The sequence below is a fragment of the Vibrio diazotrophicus genome (assembly GCF_038452265.1).
GTDB classification, from domain to species: Bacteria; Pseudomonadota; Gammaproteobacteria; order Enterobacterales; family Vibrionaceae; genus Vibrio; species Vibrio diazotrophicus.
In genome coordinates this window covers 198,611-211,749 of record NZ_CP151842.1, presented here as the reverse complement: position 1 = coordinate 211,749, position 13,139 = coordinate 198,611, and the positions used below count along the sequence as shown (strand labels likewise).

Annotated in this window: 10 protein-coding genes; 9 read left to right on the top strand and 1 reads right to left on the bottom strand. The window is 41.4% G+C overall.

The genetic code is table 11. The features are described from left to right. Positions 1-75 precede the first annotated feature (75 nt). A complete protein-coding gene (locus tag AAGA51_RS00940; protein WP_042484927.1) occupies positions 76-576 on the bottom strand; it encodes an FxsA family protein in 501 nt (166 codons plus the stop codon). Positions 577-685: 109 nt separating this feature from the next. Here AAGA51_RS00940 and AAGA51_RS00935 point away from each other — a divergent pair, with 109 nt between their 5' ends. The 9 genes from AAGA51_RS00935 to AAGA51_RS00895 all read left to right on the top strand — a co-directional run bounded on the left by AAGA51_RS00935 (position 686) and on the right by AAGA51_RS00895 (position 12,997). Then, positions 686-2,596 (top strand): sensor domain-containing diguanylate cyclase, encoded by a 1,911-nt coding sequence (locus AAGA51_RS00935; RefSeq protein ID WP_042484924.1) that lies wholly within the window; start codon positions 686-688, stop codon positions 2,594-2,596. Between the two features lie 178 nt (positions 2,597-2,774). After that, positions 2,775-4,226: an aspartate ammonia-lyase gene (gene aspA, locus AAGA51_RS00930; RefSeq protein ID WP_042484923.1), complete on the top strand. Its 1,452-nt coding sequence runs from the start codon at positions 2,775-2,777 to the stop codon at positions 4,224-4,226. A gap of 506 nt (positions 4,227-4,732) precedes the next feature. Then, a complete protein-coding gene (locus AAGA51_RS00925) occupies positions 4,733-6,178 on the top strand; it encodes a YfcC family protein (RefSeq protein WP_042484920.1) in 1,446 nt (481 codons plus the stop codon). An 868-nt stretch (positions 6,179-7,046) separates the two neighbouring features. Beyond that, entirely contained in the window at positions 7,047-8,267 is a 1,221-nt protein-coding gene (arcA, locus tag AAGA51_RS00920) for an arginine deiminase (RefSeq protein ID WP_042484918.1), read from the top strand. A gap of 63 nt (positions 8,268-8,330) precedes the next feature. After that, positions 8,331-9,242 (top strand): carbamate kinase, encoded by a 912-nt coding sequence (arcC, locus tag AAGA51_RS00915; RefSeq protein ID WP_042484915.1) that lies wholly within the window; start codon positions 8,331-8,333, stop codon positions 9,240-9,242. A 79-nt stretch (positions 9,243-9,321) separates the two neighbouring features. Continuing rightward, the gene (locus AAGA51_RS00910) at positions 9,322-10,332 is read left to right on the top strand and encodes an ornithine carbamoyltransferase (protein WP_042484912.1); all 1,011 of its coding nucleotides are present in this window, start codon (positions 9,322-9,324) and stop codon (positions 10,330-10,332) included. Positions 10,333-10,741: 409 nt separating this feature from the next. Further along, complete coding sequence (pyrB, locus tag AAGA51_RS00905; RefSeq protein WP_042484909.1) at positions 10,742-11,671, top strand: aspartate carbamoyltransferase; 930 nt, start codon at positions 10,742-10,744, stop codon at positions 11,669-11,671. A gap of 17 nt (positions 11,672-11,688) precedes the next feature. Continuing rightward, positions 11,689-12,153 (top strand): aspartate carbamoyltransferase regulatory subunit, encoded by a 465-nt coding sequence (gene pyrI / locus AAGA51_RS00900; RefSeq protein WP_042484905.1) that lies wholly within the window; start codon positions 11,689-11,691, stop codon positions 12,151-12,153. A 349-nt stretch (positions 12,154-12,502) separates the two neighbouring features. Then, positions 12,503-12,997: an arginine repressor gene (locus AAGA51_RS00895; protein ID WP_042484903.1), complete on the top strand. Its 495-nt coding sequence runs from the start codon at positions 12,503-12,505 to the stop codon at positions 12,995-12,997. The last annotated feature ends 142 nt before the right edge of the window (positions 12,998-13,139 follow it).

Genomic DNA, 13,139 nt, shown 5'->3' with positions numbered 1-13,139 from the left:
GCTCATAGCGGTAAAAAATGATAGATCAAAAAAGCTCTGGCACAGACCAGAGCTTTTTTATTGGGGATTCAATACTCAGTGAAGGCGATGATTTGAATTCTGATCATCATCATCGTCTTTTTTCTCGAATTCACCATCAAAGGTCTGTCCCTGATGGGAATCATGCGGACGGTGAGGATCACGCTCAAAATGGCTGGAATGAAAACCACCTGACAGATTTGACACCACCACTTTGCTCATTAGGTATTTAGCAATCATCGCACGCGGCGCTGGTAATAGAACCAACATACCCATCGCATCTGTCATAAAGCCTGGGGTGAGAAGTAAAACACCCGCAACCGCAAGCATCACACCTTCAACAATTTGCTGTGCTGGCATTTCACCGCGTTGCATGCGTTGTTGAACAGTAAGCAGCGTTTGCAAACCTTGACTTCTGACTAAGGAAGCCCCGACAAACGCGGTAATCAAAACCAAAGCAATCGTCGGCCACAAGCCCAACATACCGCCGACTTGAATAAACAAGCCAATCTCGATAATAGGCACAGCAATAAATAGAATTAGTAAAATCGGAAACACGGCTCCTCCTTATTTTGCTACACCTTAGCGCCAACAATTCGCCAGCGCAATGGAAAAGCGTCTTAGGCTCAACTACCTTTTAAGTAGATTTTGAGCCAGAACTATAACTATGAAGCGAATTTCCAGCACTATCAAAACCGGTATTGTGTTGTGGCTTGTGTTGTCACTCGTTCCGCTCGCCTATTACTTTCATCTTAAAGACAAAGCTCATCAGTTTTTTATCGCTCACTTAGAAGCACAAGGGCTGCAGTTCCTCTCGTATGTAGACTCCAAGGCTCGGCGTACACACTCGCAAATTCAACAGACTTTTTATGAATTAAGCCATTCGTCTCTGCTCAATGATTTTGCCGTGAACAGAAATCCTCAATTTCGTCATTATCTTGAAAGCCAGTGGTATCTGGCAGCCTTCAACTCAACGCTTTTTTACCAATTGCGTTTTATCGATAACCGAGGCTACGAGGTAATTCGGGTTGATTACATGCCCAACATGTCCCATCCCTATGTGGTACCCAATGACCGACTACAAAACAAAAGCAATCGCGACTATTTCCTTTACGCCCAAAAACTGGCGAATGGAGAGCAAGGGCATTTCGGTATTGACTTAGAATTTGAGAACGATAAACCCATCATTCCCTACAAACCCGGATACAGAATCATTTACCCAATTATTGCCAACTCAGTCAGACAAGGGTACTTCGTTGCCAATCTAGATGTTATGACCATCATCGAACAAATCACCAGCAACACCCAAAACCTGAATGTCGATTTCATCGATAATCACGGTTACTACATCATTAGCAGCGACAAAAATAAATTGTTTGGTGATCTAATTCAGTCTCGCTCAGATAACAATTTATCCTTAAAAAACGGAGAGGTTTGGCGAGCCATTCAACAGAGCCAAAGTTCCGGTAATAGCGTCTTAACAGACAGAGGGTTATATATTTTCCAGCGCTTTAGTAGTCCCTTATTTGGTTCACAGAATACTTTAACCATGCTGACCATGTATCCACCGTCTGCCATTTCAGGGCTACTTTCAGAAAGAACCAAACAGCTCAAAATTGAAGCCACGGTTATTTGGTTATTTCTGGGGCTTCTCTCAATTATAATTGCGATGTTTATGGATGCGTTTCGACGCATTAAGGCCGACCAAACCTATGCTGAATATGCGATAGAGAACAGTATGGCAGTGGTGGTCACCGATAAGAATATGAGAATACTGAGGGTTAATACTGGCTTTTGTAACTTGGTAAACAGCGATGTAAGCTTATTGCATGGTGGCAACATCATCGATTTCTTTGAGTCTCAAACGAAACAAAGTCTGATTCAAAGGCAGCTTTCGATTCGCGGGATGTGGCAAGGACACCTATCCTTACACACGACTGATAATAAAGAAGTCATTTGCCAAACTGAAATACACGCGATTTTGGGTAAACTGAAAAACATTCAATACTATGTCTATTCCTTTACCGACATTTCCGAGCATCACAACACCATTATCACACTCAAGGAGCGCACAGAACGCGACCCTGCGACGTCTTTGTGGAACAAGAAGAAATTCGACCAGAACCTCCAATATCAAAGTCGCTTAAAACAACGCTATGCCAATCATCCAACTTGCTGCCTTGCTGTGCTGGATATAGATTCGTTCAAGCAAATTAACGACACATTTGGGCACACCGTTGGCGATGAGGTCATTTTGTATATCGCTAATCAACTGCGCATGGTACTGCGCGATACCGATTTTATTGCACGAATTGGTGGCGATGAGTTTGCCGTTCTGATTCAACACACGGATCTTGAAAAAGCCAAAGCACTTATGCAGCGAGTAGCCACGGACATCAGTAACTGGACACTTTATGATGTGACAATCAGCGTGGGGTTGGCTGAAGTCACTTCAGATGCAAATCAAACATTCTCAAATGCAGACCAAGCCATGTACCGTTCTAAACGTAAAGGGAAGAACTGTATTTCCATTCACGGGCAAGAGACTTTGCACGTTTTAGGGTCAGATTCCCGATAAACTTGATTTTTACTGACATAAAAGGTGACGAAGTTACTATTTTTTAATTACAACTTAAGTATCATACGTTGCTATATCAGGACGGTTTTCCAGCCAATTATTCTGATGAATGGATTCTTAATACAGATACGGCTTACTGTAATCAATATCAATAGAATTATTCTCTAAGGATCCAACTATGGCTACTCTATTTGAAGCTACACAAACAGCTCAACCAGCCAATCGTATTGAAGAAGATCTACTAGGTCAACGTCACGTCCCTGCTGATGCCTACTACGGTATCCATACACTTCGAGCAATTGAAAACTTTAACATTTCCAGTGCAACGATATCTGATGTTCCTGAGTTCATTCGTGGCATGGTAATGACCAAGAAAGCGGCCGCTCTTGCAAACAAAGAGTTAGCCGTTATTCCAAAAGATGTCGCAAACTACATCATTCAAGCGTGTGATGTGATCCTTGAAACAGGTAAGTGCATGGATCAATTCCCGACAGATGTATTCCAAGGCGGCGCTGGTACTTCAGTCAACATGAATACCAACGAAGTCATTGCCAACTTAGCGCTAGAGCTAATGGGCAAAGAAAAAGGCCAATACCAGTTCATTAACCCGAATGACCACGTAAACCGCAGCCAATCTACCAACTGTGCTTACCCAACGGGTTTCCGCATTTCTGTATACAACAGCGTGCTAAAACTGATTGAAGCGATTGAGTATTTGAAAGGCGCGTTCGAACTTAAGAGCCAAGAATTCACCACTGTAATCAAGATGGGTCGTACACAGCTGCAAGATGCTGTACCAATGACTGTGGGCCAAGAGTTTCACGCTTGGGCGGTAACATTGAACGAAGAAATTCGTGCTCTGGAATACACCTCTAAGCTACTGCTTGAAATTAACCTAGGTGCAACCGCAATCGGTACTGGCTTAAACGCAGCACCGGGTTACCAAGCTTTGGCAGTAAAACACTTAGCAGAAGTAACAGGTTTAGAAGTTGTACCGGCTGAAGATCTTATCGAAGCAACGTCAGACTGTGGTGCATACGTAATGGCTCACGGTGCGTTAAAACGCCTAGCAGTGAAACTGTCTAAAATTTGTAATGACCTACGTCTGCTTTCTTCAGGGCCTCGCGCAGGCTTAAATGAGATAAACCTTCCTGAACTTCAAGCAGGTTCTTCTATCATGCCGGCGAAAGTAAACCCTGTTGTTCCAGAAGTGGTAAACCAAGTGTGCTTTAAAGTACTTGGTAACGACAACACTGTGTCTTTTGCAGCTGAAGGCGGTCAATTACAGTTGAACGTAATGGAGCCAGTAATTGCTCAAGCGATGTTTGAATCGATCTCACTGCTTTCAAATGCGTGTGTAAACCTTCGCGACAAATGTATTGACGGTATTACAGTCAATAAAGAAGTTTGCGAAAACTACGTGTTTAACTCTATCGGTATCGTGACCTACTTGAACCCATACATCGGTCACCACGAAGGTGACATTGTAGGCAAAATCTGCGCCGAAACAGGTAAGAGTGTCCGAGAAGTGGTTTTAGAGCGTGGACTACTTACGGAAGATGAGCTTGATGACATTTTCTCTGTAGAGAACTTAATGCGCCCGCAATATAAAGCTAAACGCTACGAGTAATTCTCTGTTCATTGTTGATATAAAAAAGGAGCTTAGGCTCCTTTTTTCTCTTCTATAACAATTAAATTGATTCATATCAAAAAAATCACTAATAACTTTAACTACATACTCTTGAATAAAATTCCATAAAAATCTTAAAAGAAAACAATAACAGCCAAAAGAAAAAGAGAGCAAAGAAAACTAAAGAATAGAATTTCATTAAATATAACAAAATACCCCGAAATTATTTTTCAATTATTCTCTTCCCAAATCAACCCTCCATTGTTTTGTGAGGAAATGCAAAGTTAGTTATATCTAGCCAAATTAAAATCCCAATAAGAATTAAATCGAAAGCCTAACAACTAAATAAACTTATTATTTTTATAATGAAAAATAATACTTTTCTAATGCGTAGTAATTAATTCACTACTTCATAAGATTTTAATATCCAATTTATTGAAATAGGGAATAACAATTTTAGCCACTGAAAACATTGGGATTATAGGTCCAAATGTAAGGAGATAGCTATGACAACCCAAACAGTATCTACGGAACCTAAAGGTGGATTCTTTTCTAACTTTAAATTTCCTTCTGCTTATACAATCTTATTTTTATTAATTGCTCTCGTAGCAGCCCTTACTTGGGTTGTTCCCGCCGGACAATACGAGCGCACAATGAACGAAGATTTAGGCCGAGAGGTTCCTATTGCTGGTACATATCAGCCAACCGAAGGAAACCCTCAAGGAATCATTGATGTTTTAATGGCACCGATTGATGGCTTCTACAATCATAATAGCTACGAAGCAGCGGCTATTGACGTATCGCTGTTCATTTTGGTTATTGGCGGTTTTCTAGGCCTTGTGACAAAGACAGGGGCTATAGATGCGGGCATTGCACGAGTAACAGCGCGCCTTGAAGGCAGAGAAGAACTGATGATTCCAATCCTAATGGCCCTATTTGCCACAGGAGGAACTGTCTATGGCATGGCAGAAGAGTCACTACCGTTTTATACCCTGTTAGTGCCAGTCATGATGGCTGCAAGATTTGACCCCGTTGTTGCTGCAGCAACAGTGCTACTTGGCGCGGGCATTGGCACTCTCGGTTCAACCATTAATCCATTTGCAACGGTTATTGCCGCCAATGCGGCAGGAATCCCGTTTACTGATGGCATTTTGTTAAGAGCCGCCATGCTTATCATTGGCTGGGTTGTTTGCGTGCTCTACGTTATGCGTTACGCAAAAATGGTTCGAGCTGACCAAACAAAATCTATTGTGTTTGACAAATTTGAGGAAAACAAAGCGCACTTCCTCGGGAGCCAAAGCGATGAGTCTATCGAATTCACTGGCACTCGAAAGCTTATCCTAACGATATTTGCCGCTGCATTCGGTGTGATGATTTATGGTGTTTCCGTTGCAGGTTGGTGGATGGCAGAAATATCAGCCATGTTCTTAGGTGCAACTATCATCATTGGTTTGGTAGCACGCATGAGTGAAGAGGAGTTCACTAGTAGCTTTATAGACGGAGCTCGAGATTTACTAGGCGTTGCATTAATTATTGGGATTGCTCGAGGGATAGTCGTAGTAATGGATCAGGGAATGATTACCGATACTATCCTAAACTCTGCTGAACAAGCAGTGACTGGGCTTTCTTCAGTAATTTTCATCAATGTAATGTATTTATTAGAAATTCTACTCTCTTTCCTCGTCCCGTCATCATCAGGCTTAGCGGTGCTAACCATGCCTATCATGGCTCCACTAGCCGATTTTGCTGGAGTAGGAAGAGAGTTGGTAGTCACCGCTTACCAATCAGCATCGGGTATTGTGAACCTCATAACTCCAACCTCAGCTGTTGTTATGGGTGGTTTAGCAATTGCGCGTGTTCCTTATGTTCGTTGGATAAAATGGGTTGCACCTTTATTGGGTATTCTGTGTATTTTAATTATGGCTACACTAAGCATTGGTGTTTTCCTGTAGAACTTTCCTGCCCCATCAGCCGCGCTAAGCGCGGCTTTTTTATTGCCGAATGTAGACTTCACGTCAATGCGTTAGCGCCCTCCTCCAACACTCCCACTTATATTTATTGCCGCAATTTCTCTTAAACAAGGCGGCTCAAATAAATACGACTCCTGTCGTTCAGATATCAAGCATGCTGATAGCCCCTTTTCCAACGAGGCAGCTTCCATCTGCCCAACAACGTCGCTCATTCACTTCCATCCTTTTTTAAAAGAAAATTTGATATTCGGGATAATTAGCACATATATCGGAAATATTATTCTAAATATATTTATCACAATAATTATGAGATTACTTTTTATAATTAATAGAATACAAAATGTAATCCGAAGATAGAAACCACTCTAAAACACACCTAAAAAACAACTTGCTTTAGATCAAATTTCATCAATTTATTTTATTAACAAACACAAAATAAAGACTAAAGAAGTAACTAGCTACTCTGATTTCCTGCATATAAAAATAAAAAAACCATGCAAAAAACATCTAGAACAGTGAATAAAATTCCCATTGATTCACCGCACGCATATACACAATAGATAAATACATGCGTTCGCCAATGAGTAAATCGACTTATTTTTCATTAAATCACTTCATTTACCCAAACAAAAATAGAAAAACAAAATGAATAATTTTTGTTAAAAACACCTTTCAACCACAATAAATCCATAAATAACAATTTGTGATTAATATCCAAGAAAGGTAGGAAACCCACCTTAATATAAATATCAGAACAAAGAAAAAACTAATTATAAAACACCCTATAAACGCTATTAAATAATTATGTATTTAATAGGATTGGAAACAAAGAATATAGAGAGATACGATTATGAGTAAGTTATATGTAGGTTCAGAAATCGGTCAGCTACGTCGTGTTTTAATTCACCGCCCAAGACGTGCGCTCTGTCATTTAACTCCATCAAACTGCCATGATTTATTGTTTGATGATGTATTGGATATCGAACGTGCGGGCAAAGAACACGATATTTTTGCCAATACTCTACGTAACGAAGGTGTTGAAGTACTGCTACTCACTAATTTGCTCGCTGAAACATTGGACGTTCCTGAAGCCAAAGAATGGCTACTCAACACGCAAATTTCTGACTATCGCTTCGGTCCAACGTTTGCCAACGACCTTCGCTGTTATCTAAATGATCTACCAACTATCGAATTAGCCAAAATACTCACGGGTGGGCTTTCATTCGGTGAAATGCCTATGAAGTCATCTTCCTTTATTCAGCAAATGAACAAAACCAATGACTTCATTATTAAGCCATTGCCAAATCACTTGTTTACCCGTGATACCTCTTGCTGGGTTTATGGCGGTGTTTCAATCAACCCGATGGCTAAAGTCGCTCGTCAAAGAGAAACGAATCACTTACGCGCAATTTATCGCTGGCATCCAACTTTCGCAGGTCAAGATTTTGTTAAGTACTTCGGTGATGAAGAACATAGCTACGACAAATCTACAATTGAAGGCGGTGATGTTCTGGTTATTGGTCGTGGCGCTGTTTTGATTGGTATGTCAGAACGCACGACACCTCAAGGGGTTGAACAACTAGCATCATCCCTATTTAAACACGGACAAGCGAAAGAAGTGATTGCTCTAGAACTGCCAAAAGATCGCTCATGCATGCACTTGGATACGGTAATGACACACATGCGTGAAGATACATTCTCTGTGTATCCCAATGTAATTCCTGATGATGTGAATTGCTGGAGCTTAACAGGCGATGAATCAGGAAGAGTAAAAGCAACTCAGAAAGACTCCTACATTCACACCATTGAAATTGCGTTAGGCATCGACAAGTTAAACATGATCACTACAGGTGGCGACAGTTTTGAAGCGGAACGTGAACAGTGGAACGATGCGAACAATGTTCTAACCGTGCGTCCTGGTGTCGTGATTGGTTACGAACGAAATACCTATACCAATGAGAAATACGATAAAGCAGGTATCACAGTGTTGCCTATTCCTGGAGATGAGTTAGGCCGTGGTCGTGGCGGCGCTCGCTGTATGAGCTGCCCAATTGAACGTGACGATATCTAATCATTAAATTCGGGTTGTGGTGCGTTTATCCCTACCACAACCTAAGCACAAGGATAATAACTCATGACTAAACAAACAGTCGTCGTCGCTTTAGGTGGCAATGCCTTACTCCGTCGGGGTGAGCCTTTAGAAGCAGACATTCAACGCCACAATATTGAAATCGCCGTCAAAACGATTTCTGAAATAGCTCAGGAATATAACGTGGTATTAGTGCATGGCAATGGCCCTCAGGTTGGGCTCCTAGCGCTACAGGGACTGGAATACAAGAAAGTAAACCCTTATCCACTTGATGTTTTAGGTAGTGAAACACAAGGCATGATTGGCTACATGCTAATGCAGGAGTTCAAAAATCGGTTACCAGAGAGAAATGTCACTTGCATGCTTACTCAAATGACAGTTGATCCCAAAGATCCTGCATTTATTAACCCAACGAAGCCTATTGGCCCTATTTACCAAGAAGCGGAAGCCCGTGAGTTAGCAGAAAAATACTGTTGGACAGTGAAACCTGATGGTAGCCACTTTCGCAGAGTGGTTCCAAGTCCAAAACCAACTGGAATCATTGAACATGAAGCCATCACTCAATTAATTAACCAAGGCCACTTAGTAATCTGCACTGGCGGCGGCGGTATTCCGGTCAAACGAGAGAACGGAAAGCTGATAGGAGTAGAGGCCGTCATTGATAAAGATATGTCTGCTGCATTCCTTGCGAAACAGATTGGCGCTGATGCGCTGTTAATTTTGACCGATGCAGATGCTGTCTATTTGAATTGGGGGACGCCAACTCAAACAGCCTTACGCAGTACAACACCAAGTGAGCTATCTCATTACCAATTTGATGAAGGTTCAATGGGTCCCAAAATTGAAGCCTCTTGTGAATTCATCAAACAAGGCGGCACCGTCGTAGGTATTGGCGCTTTAGAAGATGGCCTTCGAATTTTACAAGGTGAAGCGGGAACCAATATTACTCGCGACTAAAAACAAATTAACAAGATAACTTAATGATTATTCGAGCGGTTACTTCAATCAAGTAACCGCCGAACAAGAGGATAACATCATGGCTTTTAACCTACGTAATCGTAACTTCCTAAAATTACTCGACTTCACTCCACGCGAAATTCAACACATGTTGGATTTAGCCGTGGAACTCAAAAAAGCCAAATATAACGGCTATGAACAACCGCGTTTAAAAGGAAAAAATATCGCTCTGATCTTTGAAAAAACCTCAACCAGAACACGATGTGCATTCGAAGTCGCCGCGTTCGATCAAGGCGCGCAAGTCTCTTATCTTGGTCCTTCAGGCTCACAAATTGGTCACAAAGAGTCAATGAAAGACACAGCTCGAGTACTGGGCCGTATGTACGACGGTATTGAATACAGAGGTTTTGGCCAAAGTATTGTAGAAGAACTTGGCAAATATGCCGGTGTTCCAGTGTGGAACGGGCTAACTGATGAATTCCATCCAACCCAAATTCTTGCTGATTTTATGACCATGCTAGAACATGGACGCGGTAAACAGCTTCATGAAATTAAGTTCGCTTATCTTGGTGATGCTAGAAACAATATGGGTAATTCTCTCATGGTTGGTGCGGCCAAAATGGGTATGGATATTCGCCTTGTCGCACCAAAACAGTTCTGGCCAACGGAAGAACTTGTTGAAACCTGCCGTTCTATTGCTAAAGACACCGGTGCAAAAATTACATTAACAGACGATGTTAATGAAGGCGTTATGGGATGTGATTTCCTTTACACAGATGTTTGGGTCTCTATGGGTGAAGCCAAAGAAGCATGGGCTGAACGTATTGACCTTATGCTTCCTTATCAGGTCAATATGGGAATGCTTAAAGCAACGGGTAACCCACATGTGAAATTTATGCATTGTTTACCAGCATTTCACGGTGAAGACACAACGGTCGGCAGAGAACTAGCGCGTGAATACCCTGTTTTAAAAGATGGTGTTGAAGTCACCAACGAGGTCATTGAATCTGATCATTCTATTGTGTTTGACGAAGCGGAAAACCGCATGCACACCATAAAAGCCGTGATGGTTTCAACTTTGGGTGATTAATGCCCAAGTGAGCCATTTCACTTATCCCAATGCGAGCTGAATAAAGCTCGCATTATTTTCCAAAGCCTAAATACACGTTTTTGTTATAGAGACTAGTAGCATCAATGTGCGTCCATATGTTTCAAACATGAAGGCATTTTCGCATAAAAATCCATTTTCTGGATATTTTCGCCAAAACATTGAAAGCGCTATTTTTGTCCGTATAATCCTCAAAAATTTTTAATCGGAGGCATGACATGAGCAACTTTTTCTTACCATCGTGTTGCAAGTCTCGTCTGAATCAGACGGGATATCCTGTTTTGTTTTTCCGTTTTTATCCAATTTCTAGCCTCCTATTTTAGGGGGCTTTTTTTTACTTAAATTTCGCTCTCATGATGAAGCGTATAAAACACAAAAAGGAACAAACGTTATGGCGCATTCGTTATTTAACCGACACATCATCTCAATTCCAGAGCTTACTCGAAGTGAACTAGAACTCATCGTGGACACGGCAGCAAGATTAAAAGCTGAGCCTAATCCTACATTGTTAAAGAATAAAGTCGTCGCGAGCTGTTTTTTTGAGCCATCAACTCGTACACGCCTCTCTTTTGAAACAGCCGTTGAGCGCTTGGGAGGAAGTGTGATTGGTTTCGACAATGGGGGAAATACTTCTTTGGCCAAGAAAGGGGAAACGCTTGCAGATTCAGTACGAGTCATTTCTTCTTATGTGGACGCATTTGTTATGCGTCATCCCCAGGAGGGTGCTGCACGCTTAGCTGCAGAGTTTTCTAACGGTGTGCCAATCGTAAATGGTGGTGATGGAGCAAACCAACACCCGACTCAAACACTGTTAGACCTGTTTTCTATTTATGAAACCCAAGGGCATCTGGACAACCTAAATATCGCTCTTGTTGGAGACCTAAAGTACGGACGTACCGTTCACTCTCTAACCCAAGCCCTAGCGAAGTTTAATAACGTAAGGTTCTTCTTCATCGCACCAGAAGTACTTGCGATGCCTGAATACATCTGTCAGGAGTTGGAAGAACAAGGAATACAGTTCAGCTTGCATAACAGTATTGAAGACGTCGTTCCGGAGCTAGACATCCTATATATGACCCGCGTGCAAAAAGAGCGTTTTGACGAGTCTGAATACGCACACATCAAGTCCGCGTTTATTTTGACGGCTGATACGTTAGCAGAAGCTCGTGATAACTTGAAAGTTCTGCATCCGCTTCCACGCGTCGACGAAATTACTACCGATGTCGATAAAACACCTTACGCCTACTACTTTCAGCAAGCAGAAAACGGGGTCTACGCTCGCGAAGCCCTTTTAGCTCTAGTTCTCAACGAAACGATTTAAATGCAGGAGACACCATCATGACTAAAAAACATCAATTGCAAGTTGAAGCCATTCGCAACGGCTCTGTCATCGACCATATCCCTGCAAATCTGGGAATCAAAATATTATCTCTGTTCAAGATAAATGAAACAAATCAACGTATTACCATTGGTTTAAACCTGCCTTCATCAGAGCTTGTACAAAAAGACCTGATAAAGATTGAAAATGTTTACCTTAGCAAAAGTCAGGCAAATCAATTGGCTCTTTATGCCCCTAATGCCACCGTCAATCAAATTGAGAACTATATGGTGGTCAATAAACTAAAGTTGACTCTACCTGAACAGATTACGGGAATATTTAGCTGCCCAAACAGTAACTGTATCTCGCATGGAGAGCCGGTCGATAGTCAATTTAACGTCTTTAAGAAAGAAAAAAATGTGCAGTTAAAATGCCATTATTGTGAAAAAGTATTCTCTCGCGAAATAATGACTGAATCAAAATAGTACCCACAACCACACAGTGTTCAGTCCGACGCTAAACACTGTGTGGTTTTTCGCTTTTCCCTAATATGCATAATCTTTCAAAATCAACATAATTATCCAAAATATTATTAAATTAATAGTTTTTTATTTGGTGATCTTATTCAAAAACCCAATTATTTATCGATGCTATTCTGCTCATCGATTAGTTTTCAAAATAATATGCGAAAGCAATTTTCTTTGAATTAGGATACATCTGGTCCTAATGAATCTCTCGTTAGATGCCATCGTCACTCTAAGGATCTGAGTGTGTAACAGAAAAGGGATGACCACTATTTTTCACGCAAGAGCGTAGTTAGATGAGGAGTTACCCGTGAATAGACACATTCCACTCGTTACTTTTGAATCCGAAGATGACTCATTAGCTAATGCTTGTAAGCGTTTATTACATCAACAAAGCTTCACCAACCAGAATGAGTTACGTGAGAAGCTTGTCGAAATCGGTTACACAGGTATCAGCCAATCTACGGTATCTCGTCTGCTATCACAGTTAGGTGTTGTAAAGGTACAAAACGCCTGCGGTAAAAAGGTCTACTGTATTACCGTTGAAACCGCTCCTGTTCGCATCGAATCTTCTATCTCCTCGCAAATCGAGTTAATTACACATAATCAATCTAACGTCATTGTCAAAACGCATCCCGGCAGTGCTCAACTGGTCGCTCGTCTTGTTGATATAGATCCTCATAACGAAATACTAGGCACAATAGGTGGAAACGATACGGTACTGATTATTCCCAGAGACGTAACACAAATAGAGAAATGCGAAACGGTTGTTAGAGAACGTTTGGGATTACTTTCCGCGTCTTAGCGACGAGAGTGTTGTAGGAAAAGTCTGCACCGAAACAGGTAAGAGTGCCCAATAAGTTGTACTAGATTGCGGATTACTGACAGTTAAAGAGCTAGATAACATATTCTTTATTGAAAACCTGATGCGTCCACAGTATAAAGCG